The sequence below is a fragment of the Herbidospora galbida genome (assembly GCF_005233835.1).
Classification (GTDB): Bacteria; Actinomycetota; Actinomycetes; order Streptosporangiales; family Streptosporangiaceae; genus Herbidospora; species Herbidospora galbida.
Genome location: NZ_SZQA01000013.1, coordinates 91,200 through 108,930, shown reverse-complemented (window position 1 = coordinate 108,930; position 17,731 = coordinate 91,200). Strand labels below are relative to the sequence as shown.

Below are 17,731 nucleotides of genomic sequence, written 5' to 3'. Positions count from 1 at the left end.
CTGCGTCGCTGTCGCTCCGGGTCGCTTCGCTCCTTGCCAGGGGCTCCGCCCCTCGCGCTCCCTGGTAAGGCCTCGCTATCGCTCGGGCTGCTCTCGCTTCGCTCGACTCTTCATGTGGGGGGTTCTGTCTGGGGTGGGACGACGGGATACGAGGCTCTGTGAACGAGCAGGGACGCGAGTGTGCCATGGCCGTTCCGCTGGGCTATCTCAGCTGCGGTGAGTCCTTCACGTGTGATCGCGGTGATGTCGGCACCGGCATCGAGGAGCGCACGGGCCGAGCCCTCGTATCCATAAGCCGAGGCGAAATGAAGTGGCATCCAGCCGGCGGAGTCACGGGCGTTGACATCTGCGCCCAGCTCAAGGAGCACGAGAAGCATGTCTGGTAGCTCTCGTCCTGCTACGACGTTGTGCAACAGCGATGGGACATCGAGGGTTCCCCCGAATTCGACCAGGACTCGAAGAACGCCAATCCGACCGAAGCGGACGGCGAGTTCCACGAGAGGTGTCCCATCGTCCACGACATTGGGATCAGCGCCGCTGAGAAGCATGCCGCGGAGCCCCGCCGTGTCGCCGTCGAAGACGGCCCACCCCAGAGATTCGTCATCCACCGGATAAGTATCGCCGCCGGGCCTTTGAGGCCTCCGCATCGAGCGGCACGAGGGGCATGATGAAGAGCGCGGGGTGTCGCGATGTGCACGGTTGTCATCGACGAGACTTTCGCTGTGGTAGATGGTGCAGGGGTCGGTGCGGGCTAGAGGCCGGAACACTCCCTTCTTTGTGAAGGGAATCGCCTTCCGTGACATTGTGCGAGCCAGAGCTGATCATGAGCGCAGGGAGTTCGTATGCGAAGAATTCGTTCGGAGGCGGGACATTCGACGGTCCGCGTCATCATCACCGATGACGACGCGAGAGACGTGTTGACGCCATGCTCCGCAGCTTCGAGTGCTCCTGGGAGATTGATGCGACGGGATTCCTGTGGGCAATCGATGTACCGCCGAACGCGGACTATGCGTCCATGAGAACTACCCTCCTCCGTTTTGCGGATGAAGGGAAAGTCGACATCGAAGAGGGCGCCCTCGCCAGAGCTCATCGCATTGGACTCGGCTTGCCAGAGTCGGGCCGTTGAATGAGGCCACGTGAAGCCTCGCTGGGCTTCGTTCCGGCTTTTCGTCGGATCGGTGGCGCTGCGAGGTGACACCTCAGAGGATTCTGGCCGTCTCGGTGGGCCGTCCGAGATTCCATCATTCGCGGCGTGTGTCGGTCTGGATGGACGAGTTCGAGTAGGCGAGCGTTAACTCCACTGGTGAATGAATGGCCCGTGGTTGTTGCCCCTTCGAGGCACCTGCCACGGGCTGGGTGTGCGGCCAGGTCAAGCGAAGCGCGGCCTTCGCTTGACGGCGGCTACGCGTTGATCGCCGTGATGACTCGAAGGTGTGATCGACAGCCCATTTCGACCGCCACCGCGACCTCGCGCAGGGCGACGTTGGGCGGGGCGGTTGTGCGACGAAGTCTTCGAGATCCGCTACAACGACGGCCTCCGTGACCTCGACCCCGTCCGGCCAGATCACCCCGCCCTTCGAGGAGGGCACGAGACGGAGCTCCCCGACTATCGCCCATACGCGAACGGGATCGCGCTCGGCGAGGACCGGAACCTCGCGTGATGCCCGCACCTGATGCTCTGCGTGGTCGGTTCGGGGCACCGAATACGGCGCCCCGAAAAATCCTGGTTGGCGAAGGCCGAAAAAGCACCCTAAGATCCGCTACCGGTATCCAGAGCCTTGTTGAACCGCCGATTCCAGGAGCCCATGTGACGCTGCTCAGCAGGCGAAGCTTCCTTCAGGCGAGTACCGCGGTGTTACCCGCGGCCGTGTCCGGTGCACTGCCCGCGTGGGCCGGCAGCGCTCCGGCGGTGGAGGTGTCCGGGGTCGCGCCCGCCGCGCTCGCGGGGTTCGATCGGGTCCTGAAGACCTACATCACTGAGCGTGACATCTCCTGCGCTCAGCTCGCGATCGTCAAGAACGGCAAGCTCGTCCTGGCGCGTGGTTACCGGTATTCCAGCGACGGCCGGGCCGTCCCCGCGGTGTCGCCCACCTCGCTTTTCCGGATCGCGAGCCTGAGCAAGCACATCACCGCCGCCGCCATCATGCGCCTGGTCCAGGACGGCAAGCTCACCCTGGGCGCCTCGGTGGCCCGCCTGCTCGGCCTGTCCACCGCGGCGGATCCCCGGCTGGCCGATGTGACGGTGTGGCGGCTGCTGCAGCACACCGGCGGCTGGGACAGCGCCATCTCGAAGGACTATCTGTATCTGGACCACGTGATCGCCGGCGCGCTCGGCGTACCGCTGCCGATCACCCGGGGCGACATCGTCAAGTATGCGAGCAGCCGCCCGCTCGACTTCGCTCCCGGCAGTCGCTACGCCTACAGCAACTACGGCTACATGCTGCTCGGCCTGATCATTGAGAAGGTCTCCGGCCAGAGCTACGAGTCCTACGTCAAGCAGAAGCTGCTGGCGCCCGTCGGCATCACCCGGCTACGGCTCGGCCGTACGCTCCGCGCCGAGGCCGCGCCCGGCGAGGTGTTCTACGAGTCGCGTTTCACCGCCAAGACCGTCGCGGATTCTCAGGGCGCCGTCGTACCCGCCCCCTACGGCGGCTTCAGCATGCCCAACCGTGGCGCCGGGGGCGGCTGGCTGGCCTCCGCAGTGGATCTGGTCAGGTTCGCGAAAGTCTTCGACGCTCCTGGTCCGGTGCTCAACGTGACCTCCATCGGCAAGATGTTCGCCAAGCCGGAGATCGGCGTCACCTCGAGCGGTTCCTGGTACGGCGCGGGCTGGTGGGTGCGCCAGGTGACCGGGCACCTCAACACCTGGCACGACGGCTCGCTGCCCGGCACCTACACCTATCTGGCCCGGCTGCAGAACGGCTTCACCTACGCCGCGCTGTTCAACCGCCGGGAGGAGAGCGGCAGCCTCGACTTCGATGTGCTGAGCCCGCGGATCAACGCCGAGATCGGCAAGGTCACCACCTGGCCCACCACCGACCTCAGCTCCCGTTACTTCTGAGCGGCTCTCCCGCACCCGCCTGGCCAGTCATGGTCACGGCGGGGGCGGGTCCGGCGGGCTCCTGGAGGCTGCAGAACGCGGTCGTGTCAGGGGCGCCCGGAAGGTCAGAGGACTCGTCGGCTGCTCAGGAGTCCGCTTGTTCTTCGACGTCTTCCGGACTCAGCGCCCGAAGGTTCTTGGCCGTCGGCGAACCCGCGGTCACCCCTGTGCGCTCCTGATCACGGAGGGCTTGCGGGGTATCCGGCAGGCTGTCGGCCAGGGCGTGCAGTTCTCGCTCCTGCCGACGAACTTGGACCCGGTCCGTCGTCTCCGCCGCTCCAGGAGCGCTTCATGCGGATCGACCCTGCGGTGTGATCTGGCAGTGCGGCTGACCATCCGACCTTTGGGGGTTCTTGCCGCTGCGGGGGACAAACGTAACAACTTATGCTTCCCGTCATGGTGCGGGTACATGTGCTGGGATCCATAGGCGCGGAAGTCGCAGGCCGTACGGTCGAGATCGGCACGACGCTCCACCGGGCGGTGATGGCGCGGCTGGTGTGCGCGCAGGGGCACATCGTGTCCACCGACCGATTCATCGACGACCTGTGGAAGGGGCAGCCGCCGCCGAAGGCGCTCGGTGCGTTGCAGGTCTACGTCTCGAACCTGCGGCGGATCCTGGAGCCGGGCCGGGCGCCGCGGGCAGCCGCGAACGTGCTGGTGAGCGCACCGCCCGGGTATCGGCTCCGGCTCGACCCCGACGACGTGGACGCCTGGCGGTTCCCCCGGCTGGTCGACACCGCGGCCGGTCTCCTCGCCAGGGGCATGGCCGCCGACGCCCTCGACACGGTCGAGGAGGCGCTGTCCCTGTGGACGGGCGAGGCGTACGCGGAGTTCGCCGACCAGGAGTGGGCCGTGCCGGAGGTGGTGCACCTCCAGGAGTTACGGACGGTCGCCGTCGAGTACCGCGCCGAGGCGTGCCTGGCGCTGGGCCGCCACGCCGAGGCGGTCCCCGAGCTGGAGCGGCACGTCACCGTCAACCCGTTGCGGGAGAACGCGGTACGGCTGCTCGCGCTCTCGTACTACCGCGCCGGCCGGCAAGGGGACGCGCTCGCGGTCCTGCGCCGCACCAGGGAGCTGCTGGTGGAGCAGCTCGGGGTGGACCCGGGGGCCGCGCTGCGCAGCCTGGAAGCGGACATTCTCGCCCAGGTCCCCTCCCTCGACCTGATCGTGGCGGAACCCGAGCTGGCGCCGCTGGTGGTGCCGCCGGTCCGCCTGGAACCGCCCGCTCCGCGGGGGATGGTCGGCCGGACCAGAGAGCTGGCCCGCCTCACGGCCGCGGCCGGCCAGGCCGCCGAGGGCGGGTTCCGGCTCGCGTGGCTCGGCGGCGAGGCGGGCTCGGGCAAGACCACCCTGGCCGACGCGCTGGTACGGCACCTCGCGGCGCGGGACTGGCAGACCGTCGTCGGCCGATGTCCCGAGACGACGGGTGGCGTGCCGCCCGCGTGGGCGTGGAGCGAGGTGCTGCGCCATCTGGCGGCGACCACGCCGCCGCTGCCGGAGACCGCCGCCCGGCTGGCCCCGTTGCTGACCGACGACGCCGCCCCGGTCGGCCAGTTCTGGCTGGCCAGAGCCGTGGGCGACTATCTGGAAGGCGTTCGGGGACCGCTGCTGATCGTGCTGGAGGACGCCCACCGGGCCGATGAGGAGACCCTCCAGCTCCTGCGCCATCTGGCTGTACGGCTGGCAGGCACGCCCGTTCTCGTCCTGCTCACCCACCGGCCCGGGGAGGGCGGCGCCGACCTGCTGGCGACGGGGGCCGCGCTCACCGTACAGACCGTGGAGCACCTCACCCTGGGCGGGCTGGGACCGGATGAGATCGCCCGGCTGCTCGTGGAACGCTCCGGCCTGGAAGTGAGTCAGGCCATGGTGCGCCGGGTGAGCGAGCGTACGGCAGGCAACCCGCTGTTCGTGAGCGAGACGGCGCGGCTGCTGGCGGTGGACGGGCCGATGGCCGTCAACGCGCTGCCGCCGGGGGTGCGGGATCTGATCCGGCGGCGGGTGGCCCGCCTGCCCGGGGCCGTCCAGACGACGCTGCGCAACGCGGCGGTGCTCGGCCGGGAGGTCGACGCCGATGTGCTGATCGCGATGCCGGGGGCCGACGAGGAGACCGTGCTGGACGGGCTGGAGGCGGGCGTGCTGGCGGGGCTGCTGGACGAGCCCCGGCCAGGGCATGTCCGGTTCGCGCACGTGCTGGTCCGCGAGACCCTCTACGAGGAGATTCCCCAGCTGCGCCGCACGCGCATTCACGGGAAGGTGCTGACGGCGCTGGAGGCCGTACGCCCCCGGGACGTCGGAGCGCTCGGGCACCACGCGCTCGCCGCCGCGACCGGCGCCACCGCGCTGACCGCGGCTGAGCACGCGTCCCGGGCGGCGGCCCAGGCGTCCGCCCTGTACGCCTACCGGGACGCGGCGGGCTTCCTGGAGGGTGGGCTGGGCGCGCTCGATCTCGCCCCCGACCCGTCCGACGCGGTCCGGCTCGACCTGCTGTGCCACCTGGTGTCCGCGCTGGCGCACGCCGGTGACGTGGAGCGGTCGCTCGACGCCCGCGCGAGAGCGATCGCCACCGCGCGGCGGATCGGTGACCCACGGGCGCTCGCGCGGGCCGTCGTGGCGTTCGACGCGCCGACCATCTGGACCATCCAGCCGGCGCGCAGGCTCGACCCCGATCTGGTGAACATCCTCGAGGACGCGCTGCCGGGGGAGGCCGGCGGGCCGCGCTGCCGCCTGCTGGCCATGCTGTGCCAGCTCATCGAGGGGCACGACGCCGACCGCCTGGAGAAGGCGAGCAGCGAGGCGTTGGACATCGCCCGGAGCCTCGGCGACCCGCAGCTGATGTGCATGGCGCTCAACGCCCGGTACTGGGCCTGCCACGGCCCCGGCCGGCGCGAGGAGATGGAGGAGGTCGGGCACGAGTTGCTGCGGGCTTCCGCGTCGGCCGGGCTGCTCGGCTACCAGACGCTCGGCCACATGGCGCTGTGCATGGTCATGCTCGGCCGCAACGACTGGGCGGCCGCCCGGCACCACGCCGACCAGGCCGCGGAGCACTCCACGAGCGGCCAGCTCGCGCACTCCCTCGGCATCATCGCGTTCCTGGACGCGCTGCACCTGCTGGTCCGGGGAGAATTCGAGCAGTCTGAGCGGGCGTACACGATGCTGGGCCACCAGATGACGGAGATGGGGGCACCGATGTGGGCCCCCATGGGCCCGGTGGGCAGGTCTGTGGTCTGCCTCGTGGCCGGGCGTTTCGACGACGCCCTGGACGCGATCACCCCGATCTACGAGCTGATCCCGGACGGCACCGGAGAGTTGTACACCCGCGCGCTCGTGGGACTCGGCCGCCTGGAGGAGGCCCGGGCCGTGTGGCCGGCGGACCTTCCACGCCGGGACTACGCCTGGCTGCTGGACTTGGCGGCCCGGTCGGAGAACGCGATCGCGTTGGCGGCCCGGGAGACGGCTGAGGAGTGCTACCGCCTGCTGCTGCCGGAAGAGGGGGAGATGGCGGGGCTGAACTCCGCGTCGATCACGTTCGGACCGGTGGCCCACACGCTCGGCGATCTCGCGGTGTTCCTCGGCAGGCCGGAGGCGGCGGCCGGGCATTACCGCCGGGCGGTGGAGGTCGCCCGGCAGGTGGGTTCTCCGCACTGGGAGCAGGGGGCTCGTACGGCGCTGGCCCAGCTCCGGCGAAGCTGACCTTCCAGCCCTCGTTCCTTCGCGATCACGTCGTGACGCCGGCCATCTGGGCTGCGACAAGGCGGGCGTAGCGGCCTTCGCGGGCCAGTAGCTCCGCGTGCGTGCCGTGCTCGATCACCCGCCCCCCGTCCATGACGAGAATCAGGTCGGCGTCCTTGACGGTGCTGAGCCGGTGCGCGATGACGATGCGCGTCTGGGTCAGACCGGCCAGGCGGGCCTCGATCTCCGCCTCGGTCGCGGCGTCGAGCTGACTGGTGGCCTCGTCCAGCAGGAGAACCCGGGGGTGTGGCAGCAGCGCACGGGCGAGAGCGAGCCGCTGACGCTGTCCCCCGGACAGCCCGCCGCCTTCGACCAGAAGCGTCTCGTAGCCCATCGGCATCGCGACGATCTCATCGTGCAGGCAGGCGAGTTCGGCGGCCTCGGCGATCCGCCGCTGCGAGGCCTCCGGGTCGTTGAACGCGATGTTCTCCTTGATCGTCCCCGTGAACAGGGACGGCTCCTGGGTGACGACCCCGAACTGGCGGCGCAGCGAACGCCGGTTGAGCTCGGCCGCGGGGACGCCGTCGTACCGGATCTCGCCCTCGGTGGGGGTGTGCAGGGCCAGCAGCAGCCGGGCGAGCGTGGTCTTCCCCGAACCGGAGGCGCCCACCAGCGCGACCTTCTGGCCGGGCCGTACGGTCAGGGAGACCTCGCGGAGCACCCACGGGCCGCGCGGGTCGTGCCGGAAACTCACCCTGCGCAGCTCGATCGCACCGCGCAGGCGCAGCACCTCGATACCGGCGGACCGCTCCGGCTCGGTGGCCAGGATGTCGGACAGCCGGTCGAAGTGCGCGCCCGCCTCCTGGAGGTTCTGGAACGCCGTCAGCAGCGAGCCGATCGGGGTGAGCGCGGCGGCCGCGACGGAGTTGAGCGCGAGCAGCGTCCCCAGGCTCATCGAGCCGTCGAGCACCCGCCACGCACCGGCCCACAGCAGCCCTAGGGGCGCCAGGTAGCGGATCGCGGTCAGCGCCGAGTCGACCAGTCCTTTGACCAGGCCGCCGCGCACGTCAGCGTGGAGCTGGAGGGCGAACTGCTCCGACCAGCGTTTCATCGCCAGCGGCTCGGCGCCGGACGCCTTGAGGGTCTCGATGCCGCCGATGGCTTCCAGCAGGCGGCTCTGGGTGGCGGCCAGGGCGACCAGCTCGCGCCGGGTGAGGTCGCCGACGCGGCGGGCCGTGCCGAGCAGGATCGCGGCCTGGACCAGGACGAGCAGCAGCAGGAAGCCGCCGAAGAACGGGTCGGCCAGGACGACGAGCACGAGGAAGACCAGCGCGAGCGGCCCGTCCAGCAGGGTCGCGAGGACCTGTCCGGTCAGCGTCTCGCGCAGGGAGACGACGCTGGCGGACCGGTTCACCAGGTCGCCTTTGCCTCGGGTGGTGAAATACCGGTAGGGCAGCGCGACCAGATGGGAGACCAGATTCTCGGTCACCTCGCCGTCGGTGCGGGCCCGCAGCGCGACCAGCAGCACCGAGCGCAGGTACGCCACCGCGAACTGGGTCACCGCGGCGGCCAGCACGGCCACCCCGGCCAGCGTGAGCAGCCGCTCGCCGCCGTGCGGCAGGATCCGGTCGACGACGAGCTGGAACATCGTCGCCAGGCCCAGGCCGAGGATCTGGAGCAGCGCCGAGGCCGCCAGCACCTGCGCCAGCAGGCCTTTCCGCCGGAGCAGCAGGGTCCGCAGGAACTCCCGGCGCCAGGCGTGGGCGGCGCCGGAACGCGCCCGGCGGAAGCCCGGCGCCGGCTCGAACGCCAGCAGCACACCGGTGAAGCCGGCGTCGAACTCCTCGGCGGTGAGCCGGCGGCGGCCCTGGGCCGGGTCGATGACGTCCACCCTGCCGGGGGCCCACCGCTCGACCACGAGGAAGTGCCGGAACTCCCAGTGGATCACGGCCGGCATCGGCACCCGGGCCAGATCGGCGGGCTCCAGCGAGAACGCCTTCGCCCGCAGGCCGTACTGTTCGGCGGCGGCCACGATGGCGAGCGCGCTCAGGCCGTCTCGACCCACCTGCAGCTGGTCGGTGACCTCTTGGATCGCGGTGCGGCGGCCGTGGCAGGACAACACCATGGCCAGGCACGCGGCGCCGCACTCGGTCGCCGCGTGCTGCAGGATCACGGGGGCTCGTCTCATCTCAGGCCACCGTCGACGTGGGACCGCGCCAGCAGGAACAGCACCAGCAGGGACAACGCCGCCACCAGCCCGATGACCACCAGCCACAGCAGCGCGAGCATGGTCGCGCCCAGCGCCACGGGCCGTGACCGCACCGCCCGGACGCGCGCTTCGGCACGGAAGACGCGCTCGCCGCTCACAGCGAACCCGTCCGCGCCGTGGTGCCCCAGAACCACTCGATCTTCGCGGCCAGGCGGCGCTCCGCCAGCCACTCCTCGAAGATCCGCTGTTCGACGCGGCGGCGGGTGCCCGCGTCGAGCACGGCGTCGCTGATGGAGATCACCTTGACCAGGGACCTCGGCGTGGGCGCGAACACCTCCCCGGCCTTCGCCCGGCCGATCTCGGCCACCGGCACGTCCTCGATCACCAGCCGGGTGCCCGGCATGAGTTCCGCGTCGCAGTCGTCGAGCTCGGCCTGCCGGGCCGACTCCGCGTCGGGAAAGCCCCAGCTGGCGATCCGGGCCGTGCCGAACTCCGCCCGATTCTCCGCGAAGTACGGTTCGACCCGGCCGGCCGTCACCCGCTCGCGTACCCGCGCGACGGCCGCCTCCCCGGCCACCAGCTCCCGCAGGTCCACCTCGGTGAGGCAGCGCTGATCCATCCACTCGCGGGTCCGCTCGACGGTGAGCAGGCCGCGGGCCCGGCGGAAGGCGTCCACCGCCTCCTGGAGTTCGTCGTCGGTGAGCTCGACGGGGGATTCCTCCAGCTCCGCCTGGAGCAGGGCGGCGGTGACGATCCGATCCATCAGACGGGCCTCGTCCCACAGGAAGTCGAGCCGGGCGACCGCTTCCGCCACGGTCACGCCCACCCCGTCGATTCGCAGCAGGAGCAGTTCGCTGGCCCGGTGCACGCCTCGCAACGGCCACGGCAGGGCGGATTCCGGGCACCATGACAGCGAGATCGTGCCCTCTCCCGCCCGCTTGATCAACAGGTCGTAGTGGAGCGAGTCGTCGTACTCCTCGCGCTGGCGCAGCAGCCGGAAGCGCACGTCCGGATGGCGTTCCCGCAGGGTTCGCAGCGCCTCGCCGGGGTCGCTCCCCGCCAGGTCGCGCAGGGTGTCGAGCGCGTCGGACAACATCACCGGTCTCCTTTTCCGCCGTGGACCTCGCCGTACAGCAGGAGGTCGCAGAGGGCCTCGCTGATCGGCAGGCCGGTCGCGCTCTCGATCCAGAGCCACTGGCCGCTCGGGTTGACCTCCAGGAAGACGTAGCGCCCGTCCGGGGTCAGGATCAGGTCGATCGCGCCGTAGCGGAGCCCGAGCCGCTCGACGATCTCGACGCAGCGCCGGGCCACGTCCGTGGGGAGCCGGTGCGGCTCGTGGCGGGTGCTGCCCAGGTCGTAGCGGCGCCAGTCGAACCGGGTGTGGTTGCTCTCCTGGGAGTGGATCTCCGCGGCGAAGACCGCGCGCCCGACGACGGTGACCCGGAGCTCCACCTGTTTGACGACGTACTCCTGGACGATGACGGGCGCGAGGCGGATCGCGTCGGCGTGGATCACGTCGTGGGTGGACACGGGCTCCGAGAACCGGCCCAGCTCCGCACCGGCGTTCGCCGGGGGCCGGGGGTCGTGCAAGGGCTTGGTGATGATCTGGCCGCTGTGCCGGTCGTAGAAGTCGAGGAACTCGTCCGGGTCGGTGGTGACCAGCGTCGCGGGCAGGTCGAAGCCGAGTCGGCCGGCCAGCGCGAGCTGCGATGACTTGCGCTGCGCGAGCATGATCGTCTGTCTGCGGGCCGGGACGTGCCTGCAGTCGAGCTGGTCCCACAGGTCGGCGGTGAAGGCCGAGCACTCGCCCTCGACGTAGACGCGAACCGCGGGGTCGGTGATCTCCGGATGGGCGGCGGGTGGCTGCGGACGGCGGAACCAGACGGCGGTCAGCGCGTCGAGGTCGAGCGGGTGGCCGTCCGTGTGGAGTGTGCGCCGCACTTGGGTTCCTGGGCCGTAGGCCGCGTTGATCCGGGCCCGGGATGGGTAGTCCGCCGGGTCGAACATCACGGCCTCGACGCCGCGGGCGGCCAGGATCGCGGCCACCTTCTCGGCGTGCGCGTCCCCCTCCGCCGTCAGGATGAGAATCTCGCTTGGCATTTCAGTCCTCCTGGGACGGGACGCGCGGGGCACCGGCCGGCACCCCGCGCGTCACACCGGATCAGGCGCCCGTGAAGTCGTCCCGGTCGCGCCAGCGGCCGCCCGACGGGGTCATGACGATGCTGGTCAGGTCCGGGTTGTGGCCACCGTTGACCAGACGCAGGTCGCCCTCGTTCAGCTCACGGCCGACGGCCGCCAGGTCGTCAATCTTGATCTTGGACATGCTTGTCTCTCCTTGGCCGTACGGGGACGGCATTCTTGTTCGCTGCGAAATCGGCACCGCTGGGCGGCGCCCGGTGATCGGTTGAGCACCTGGTGAAGACGGTAAGAATCGAGACTTGGTCGCTTCTTGGAGAGCGCTTAGACCGCGACCCGCTTCGGCGGCGTCCTCGACCACGATCAGGTACGCCGTTCGCCGTTCCGGCGGCTGACTTGGAACGTGCTTAGGAGGGACTTAGCCGTGACGGGCGAGGCAGTACGGCCGTTCGAGGTGCTCGAGCAGCGGTAACCGGGGAGCCCGAGGCCGAGTTGGAGGTGGGCTAGCCGAAGATCTGTCCCATCCGCATGACAGTGCCCGGTCGCCGGCACGGCTGCCGGCGGCCGAGCGGCTGGCCCGAGCGCGGGCGGATCGTTGGATCGGCAACACCCGTGCTCTGATTCCCCGAACCATTTTTGTCCAACACGCCCGGCCGAACCGGGAATCTGACGAAACTCAAGGATCTCAATGCCGGAAATCATCCGAGCCGCAGAAGATTCCATATTCGTGCAGTACTATGAATTCACCATCACGGATCATGGCGGGCCTGACGACCCGGATGCGAAGTCATATGACAATTCTTGGAATGACCGGAGCGCCGAGCCTGAATGGCTGGTGGCAGCGTATTCGCTTTGAGGTGTGGCCTTCCGACCCAGGGCCCGGCCACGACGCAGAAGTGATCACCACCAGCTTCTATGTAAGCTCTGGGTCCATCGCCATCGACGACATGCTGACTGACGCGGTGAATCCCGCCATCGAGTTGGGCCCGCCGAAGGCAAACTGGAGCGTGAGAGGGCACCGGACGGTACTCGTGCCGCTGGACCATTTCCCCGAGGATGCAGATGAAGAGCTGGAATCCTACCTCTTCCAGTTCTGGCCGAGCGCTCCGCCTGCGCGCTGACAATCGGCCGAAGAGAGGCACCTCGACACCTCGCCTTGTATGGCCGAGCCATCCAAGATTTTTGGGTCGGGATCTGCCGTTCTTCTTAGCCAAGTACGGCCCACCGAATTTTAGGGGGGACGACCCCTCGAACCCCGCTGGTGACGGAATCGGCGATGGTCTCGATCAGCACGTCGTTGTCACTCTTGATCGCTAAGTCGAAGGCGGTTTCCTCGTCGTCAGGAACTTCGACGACGGCATCTTCGCGGGCAGCGCCACCTGCCGCGGTCCCCTACTCGCGAACGGCGTACTCCCGAGGGGGTACGCCGTTCCGGAGAATCAGCGGTTCCGTCAGGGCTTGTGCTGGTCGATCCCGTAACCGTTGCACTGCCGCCCACCGTTGATGCAGTGTTTCACCAGCTCGGCCTGCCGGTTACCCGCCCACGCCTCCATGAAGTCGTAGTGGAAGGAGTAGCTCGCACCGGAGGAGTAGGCGAGGCCGTCTGTCTTCCCGCCCGGAAGCTTGTAGGGGACCTTGATCTCCAGCATCGGCAACGGAACCGGGAACGCCGCCGGGCAGACGCCTTTCACCGGGTAGGCCATGTGGCTCTTGTGGTCGGACGAGTCCAGGTCGCGGCCGTTCCAGCAGCTCGGGGCCTTCAGCCGGACGATCAGCGAACTGCCTGACGGGCAGGACTTCGGGAAGGTGGTGAAGGTGCCGCCGCCGCAGGTCCACGTGCCCTGGAAGTCCGCGGCGGAAGCCGTACGCATGTCGCCCACGATGAGCCGGAAACCGGCCGGGAAGGGCTGGACCGTCCGGTAGTCCTTGACACCCGACTTGTAGTACGTCGTCACGATCGTCGGATCCACCACCTTGCCGTTCTGGTACAGCGTGGGGATCCAGTAGGCGGACTTGTCCATGGTGTCCTGGCAGCTCGACCCGCCTGCCAGCAGGGAGCCCCTGGTCGACTTGGCGTTCGTGGTCGGATTCCCGGCGAAGGTGTGGTTGTGGGCCGCGCCCGGCAGGCCCGGATAGACGATCGGGTCGTCGGACAGGTGGTGGGTGACCTTGCAGTTCGCGTGGATCTCGCGGTACTGCGCGAACGGCGGCGGTCCGGAGAACGTCGGGACCGGGAGCGGCTTCGCCGTGGGGAACGGCGTGGCCACCGCCGCGGGGGCCGCCTGGTGCGAGGCGTGCGGGCCCGCGGCGGCCGAGGCCGGAATCAGGAACGGGCGCGCGGCCAGCAGCAGGCCCGCGGCGAGCAGAGTCGTCCCCGCTGCCCGGCTCCATTGGCGCCGCCGCGTGTGGTCTGACATCGATTTCCTTTCACAGTGGGACGCTTGGGGCTGCCGGGCAGAGTCGCCAAAGAGATCACCGAAGGGCGAATCGCGCGGCGGCGGGTCGAACGTTAGCCACCCGGCCGCTTGCGGATTTAGGCAGAAAGTCCCGTACGGGCTGAGCGTCATGGCCCAATTCCCGGGTCAGGCGCCCCCGGTCCAGACCAGGACGGCCTCGGTCCTGCTGCTCACGTTGAGCTTGCCGAAGACGCTGTTGAGGTGGTTCTTCACGGTCTTCTCCGTCAGGCCCAGACGGATGGCGATGGACGCGTTGCTCAGTCCTTGGGCCAGGAGATTCAGCACGTCGCGCTCGCGCCTGGTGATCCCGAATCTCGTCTGCACGGTGTGCCGTCGCTCGGCCCGTTCGCGTTGCTCCTGGTCACGCTCGGCCTGCCCCCGTACGAGCGAGGTCGCGACCGACGCGGCCACCGGCGAGAGCCAGCCCCGGCCCTCGGCGACGGCCAGCACGGCACGCAGCAGTTCCGGTGGGTCGAACTGGCCGTGTACGAGATATCCACGCACGCCGCCGCGCAGCATCGAGGCGATCACGTCTTCGGTGTAGTCGCTGGTCAGCGCCAGCACCTTCGTGTACAGGCCCATCTCGCTCACGACCGAGAGCCCGTCGGCGATGGGCATGCGATGGTCCAGCAAGGTCACCGCAGGACGCAGACGGCGTGCGGCCGCGAGCCCCTCGTGCCCGTTGCTCGCCTCGCCGACCACCCGGACCCGGTCGTCGGCATCCAGGAACGCGGACATGGCGGCGCGGACGATCGGGTTGTCGTCGACGATCAGTACGTCGATCACGTCCATCACTCCAGTGGATCGAGCGGCACGCAGACCGTGACCACGGTGCCCGCCCCGGGGTAGGACCTCACCCGCAGGTGGCCGCCGACGGCCCGCGCCCGTTCCGCCATGCCGACAAGGCCGAAATGTCCCTGCGACTGTAACCGTCCGAGCTCCTCGGGAACGACGAAGCCGATGCCGTCGTCGCCGACGATCAGCTCCAGGAGGCCACCTGACTGGATCAGCCGGATGGTGACGTGGGAGGCGAACGCGTGCCGCTGCACGTTGGTCAGTGCCTCCTGGAGAACGCGGACGATCTCGTACCGGACGGCGACCCCGGGCTCGGCGCACGCCACCGTCACCCGCGTGGCGACGCCCGCGTCGTACTGCCAGGATCGTGCGACCTCGTGGACGGTGTCCTCGAAGGATCGGTCCGGTACGTCCCCGCGCAACCCCTCCAGCAGTTGCCTGGCCTCCCTCGCGGCCACCTCGGCGCCCCGGGAGACGGTCTCGGCGAGCTGCTCGGCCAGAGCGGGGTGACGGCGCAGGGACGACGGGAGCGCCAGGGCGGCGAACGACACTCCACGCAGGGTCTTGCTGACGGAGTCGTGCAGCTCGCGGGCGAGACGGGCCCGTTCGTCGGCCGCCGCGGACCGCTGCGCGGAGGCCGTCACCTCCACCGTCAGATCGACGTAGCGCACCAGCGCGGAGGTGGCCACCGCCCCACCCATGCCCGCGAGCACGCTGAGCATCGGAAACGCCATGACGAACGCGGCGACGTCCGGAGAGTACGGCGCCGCCCGCAGAGCCCAGGCCGCGGCGGCGAACCCGAAGGCGGCCTGAACGGCCCAGATTCCCAGAGCTCGCATGCCGAGCAGCGCCCCGGCCAGCGCCGCGGACCCGGCCGCGAAGCAGAAGTACGCCATGCCGCCTTTGCTCAGCAGCAGAATGCCCGTTGCCGCCAGCCAGTCCACTCCGATGACGGGCAGCGCGCGACGGACCACGGCCGGGTGCCGGGTGAGCACCGTCACCTCGGCGACCGTGGCGAGCACGGTCACGGCGATTACCGACAGCACCCGCCAGAGGTCGGCCACCAGCAGCAGCCCGGCCCCGGCGGAGGTGAGCACGACCGCGGCCCTTCCCAGCATCACCGCACGGCAGATGGCGGCCGGCGCGACCATCTCACCTCCCCAGTGCGATGTCGTCGAGGTAGAACTCGTACGCCTGCGGGAGCTGCTCGCTGGCGATGGCGAGGTCGATCCGGCGCAGGCGGCCGGGCGACAGGGTGCCCACGTGTACCACGAAGGAAGTCCAGCGCTCTGGGGGCGCCTGGAGCGTCACGGTGGTGGCGCCCGCCCGTCCCCCCGAGGGTGAGGCGGACAACCGGAGGATGGTGCCGTACTGCCGGCCGCCGTAGACGCGCAGGCGCAGCCGGCTTTTCGCGCCGATCAGCACGGGTGAGCCCGCCAGGAGTGTCACGGTCGCGGGCTGATCGCGGGTCTTCACCCGTCGCTGGATCCTGATGGCCGTCTCTTCACCGTCGGGCACCGGACGGCCGGGGTCGACGTTCGTCCCGCTTCCGGATGCCTGCCATCCCGTCCCGAGGGCCGACGCGTAGATCGAGCAGGCCGGGACGGGCGTGACCTCCACGATCCCCGAGCCTGGCGGGGCGGTGCAGGAGGGCACGCGCGGGCGCCCGGGCGTGGCGGTCGGACGCGTCGGGGTCGGACGCGAAGTGCCCGCGCTCTTGCGGACCTCGGGTGTCGATGGAGGAGGCGCGGTGGTCGGGACCTGGCTGGACGCCGAGCTTCCCGGCGTGCCCGACGCCTCCGCGCGGTCGTCCTGCCGGGGAATCAGCAGGGGCGGCACGGCGACGGCGACACAGATCACCACGGTGACGAGCAAGGCGTACCGGGTCCGCTGGCCGAGACGGCGCGGGGAGCCGCTGATCGGCCGCCGACCGGCGCTCATCGCCGATCTCCTGCCCCGACATCACCAGGAGTCACATCCACGTCCTTGCTGCGCACATCAGAGTACTGACATCTTCCGCCACAATCTGCTCATCGTGTCCAGACATCTGTCCCAATTCGGCAGGTGAGCGCGCCCGTCCCGGAAACTGGGCCCACCCGCCCCCACCTTCTGGGACTTTCGACCCAGCCCGCATCCCTCTGCCATCAGGGCGGTATCCCAGGAGCGGCGGTCGGCTGACCGCCGATGCCGAAACCGTCTTGCACGCTTCGGAGGAGCGAGTGTCGCATCCCCTTGTGCCGGTGTCGGGCGTTTGCATTGCGTTCTGCCGGTAGATCTGGAGGTCGCCTCATCCGAGATCGGTGCACACTGCGCGCGGGTCCGACCTGGAGAGCTCCGTATGGCCGTCGAGGTTCACCGTGCGCAGCAGCACCACGAATCGGGTGAGGCCCGAGGTCTACCTGGGCAGTCGGGACGCCGTCGGCAGGCAGGCGCGGACGCCTCCCTCGGCGCCGCGGGTGAAGAAGGAGATCCGTTGCTCGGCGGAGCCGTGGTCGCCGACGTCGGTCCACGGGGTGCGGTCGCCCATGCGGCGCAGGGCGGCGCGGAGTTCGGCCACGTCTCCGTCCTCGAAGAGGAGCGTCTTCTGGGCGGCGGCGCCGAACAGTACGGCGCCGGCGAAGCAGTCGGCCTGTAACTCCTGGGCGCGGGGTACCAGGGAGCGCTGGATCCTGGCCTGGACGGCGTGCCCCCACTCGTGGGCGATGACGAGGTAGACCCAGGCGTCACCGGATCGGTAGCCGCCGGCCATGAGGTCGAAGTCCCAGGCGATGAAGTCGCCGGGCACGCAGTAGAAGGCGTTGCCGAAGCCCGTGCGGCTACCGCCGCAGGCCGGCGGCTGCCGCACGCCCCGGCGGAAGGAGCCGAAGACCTTGGGGGGCTGATAGGTGCCGGTGAAGAATCTGGTCCAGTTGCGGGCCCAGTAGGCGTTCGTCACGTTCGTCGCGGTGGTCATGTCGGCGTTGATGTCGTCGGGAACGCGCGGCGCCGCGCTCGCCGGAGTGGCTGTGAGCAGGGACGATGTCAGGAGTGCGGCAAGGGCCGCCGATCGGATGCGCATGGAGGTCCCGGTGTCCGTGGGGGGATGGGACTCCATTGGAAACGACCTCACACAGAGGCGAATGTGGCGTTTTTCATAGATGCGGGAACGATGTCAGATGCGCATCAATGGTTTCAACGCCCGGACTTCACCTGAGGGAACTCCTGCCGGAGCCGGGCTACCGCACGTCACTCCTGGCCTGGGAACGGGGTGTGCCGGCAGTCGGAGAGCAAGGGCAAACATGCCACGCTTCGCCGTCCGCCTCCGCCTGGCCGTTGACGAGATCGCAGTACCTTTCCTGGACCGATCGCGGTGGGATACTCAATCGG

Annotated in this window: 15 protein-coding genes; 4 read left to right on the top strand and 11 right to left on the bottom strand. The window is 69.7% G+C overall.

Annotation, left to right across the window (positions count from 1 at the left end; translation table 11 throughout):
* Positions 1-110 precede the first annotated feature (110 nt).
* Positions 111-608, bottom strand: coding sequence for an ankyrin repeat domain-containing protein (locus FDA94_RS15620; protein WP_170990962.1), 498 nt, complete (start codon positions 606-608; stop codon positions 111-113).
* Positions 609-1,496: 888 nt separating this feature from the next.
* On the opposite strand from FDA94_RS15620, the gene FDA94_RS39185 reads away from it, so the two are divergent.
* The 3 genes from FDA94_RS39185 to FDA94_RS15610 all read left to right on the top strand — a co-directional run bounded on the left by FDA94_RS39185 (position 1,497) and on the right by FDA94_RS15610 (position 6,790).
* On the top strand, positions 1,497-1,661 hold the full coding sequence (locus FDA94_RS39185) for a hypothetical protein (RefSeq protein WP_170990961.1): 165 nt from the start codon (positions 1,497-1,499) through the stop codon (positions 1,659-1,661).
* A 206-nt stretch (positions 1,662-1,867) separates the two neighbouring features.
* Positions 1,868-3,061, top strand: a complete 1,194-nt coding sequence (locus tag FDA94_RS15615; RefSeq protein ID WP_246059950.1) for a serine hydrolase domain-containing protein — start codon at positions 1,868-1,870, stop codon at positions 3,059-3,061.
* A 435-nt stretch (positions 3,062-3,496) separates the two neighbouring features.
* Positions 3,497-6,790, top strand: coding sequence for an ATP-binding protein (locus tag FDA94_RS15610; RefSeq protein ID WP_137247783.1), 3,294 nt, complete (start codon positions 3,497-3,499; stop codon positions 6,788-6,790).
* A 25-nt stretch (positions 6,791-6,815) separates the two neighbouring features.
* Here FDA94_RS15610 and FDA94_RS15605 read toward each other — a convergent pair whose 3' ends face one another.
* From FDA94_RS15605 to FDA94_RS39180, 5 genes are all read right to left on the bottom strand, one after another.
* Positions 6,816-8,957: a peptidase domain-containing ABC transporter gene (locus FDA94_RS15605; protein ID WP_137247782.1), complete on the bottom strand. Its 2,142-nt coding sequence runs from the start codon at positions 8,955-8,957 to the stop codon at positions 6,816-6,818.
* A complete protein-coding gene (locus FDA94_RS15600) occupies positions 8,954-9,136 on the bottom strand; it encodes a hypothetical protein (protein WP_137247781.1) in 183 nt (60 codons plus the stop codon). Before FDA94_RS15600 ends, FDA94_RS15605 begins: the two co-directional genes overlap by 4 nt.
* Positions 9,133-10,074, bottom strand: a complete 942-nt coding sequence (locus tag FDA94_RS15595; RefSeq protein ID WP_137247780.1) for a TIGR04500 family putative peptide maturation system protein — start codon at positions 10,072-10,074, stop codon at positions 9,133-9,135. The genes FDA94_RS15600 and FDA94_RS15595 overlap by 4 nt, the downstream gene beginning before the upstream one ends.
* Positions 10,074-11,078: an MvdC/MvdD family ATP grasp protein gene (locus FDA94_RS15590; protein WP_137247779.1), complete on the bottom strand. Its 1,005-nt coding sequence runs from the start codon at positions 11,076-11,078 to the stop codon at positions 10,074-10,076. The genes FDA94_RS15595 and FDA94_RS15590 overlap by 1 nt, the downstream gene beginning before the upstream one ends.
* A 61-nt stretch (positions 11,079-11,139) precedes the next feature.
* Positions 11,140-11,301, bottom strand: coding sequence for a hypothetical protein (locus FDA94_RS39180; RefSeq protein WP_170990959.1), 162 nt, complete (start codon positions 11,299-11,301; stop codon positions 11,140-11,142).
* Between the two features lie 571 nt (positions 11,302-11,872).
* Between FDA94_RS39180 and FDA94_RS15585 the strand changes: the two genes are divergently transcribed.
* Complete coding sequence (locus FDA94_RS15585) at positions 11,873-12,235, top strand: hypothetical protein (RefSeq protein ID WP_137247778.1); 363 nt, start codon at positions 11,873-11,875, stop codon at positions 12,233-12,235.
* Between the two features lie 330 nt (positions 12,236-12,565).
* Here FDA94_RS15585 and FDA94_RS15580 read toward each other — a convergent pair whose 3' ends face one another.
* The 5 genes from FDA94_RS15580 to FDA94_RS15560 all read right to left on the bottom strand — a co-directional run bounded on the left by FDA94_RS15580 (position 12,566) and on the right by FDA94_RS15560 (position 17,318).
* A complete protein-coding gene (locus FDA94_RS15580; RefSeq protein ID WP_137247777.1) occupies positions 12,566-13,531 on the bottom strand; it encodes a DUF1996 domain-containing protein in 966 nt (321 codons plus the stop codon).
* 165 nt (positions 13,532-13,696) lie between these two features.
* Positions 13,697-14,362 carry a LuxR C-terminal-related transcriptional regulator gene (locus tag FDA94_RS15575; protein ID WP_137247776.1) on the bottom strand — a complete coding sequence of 222 codons (666 nt, stop codon included), beginning with the start codon at positions 14,360-14,362 and terminating at the stop codon, positions 13,697-13,699.
* A complete protein-coding gene (locus FDA94_RS15570) occupies positions 14,362-15,516 on the bottom strand; it encodes a sensor histidine kinase (RefSeq protein WP_137247775.1) in 1,155 nt (384 codons plus the stop codon). Before FDA94_RS15570 ends, FDA94_RS15575 begins: the two co-directional genes overlap by 1 nt.
* Before the next feature lies 1 nt (position 15,517).
* Complete coding sequence (locus FDA94_RS15565; protein ID WP_137247774.1) at positions 15,518-16,306, bottom strand: hypothetical protein; 789 nt, start codon at positions 16,304-16,306, stop codon at positions 15,518-15,520.
* 454 nt (positions 16,307-16,760) lie between these two features.
* Positions 16,761-17,318 carry a neutral zinc metallopeptidase gene (locus FDA94_RS15560; RefSeq protein ID WP_246059948.1) on the bottom strand — a complete coding sequence of 186 codons (558 nt, stop codon included), beginning with the start codon at positions 17,316-17,318 and terminating at the stop codon, positions 16,761-16,763.
* Between the last annotated feature and the right edge of the window lie 413 nt (positions 17,319-17,731).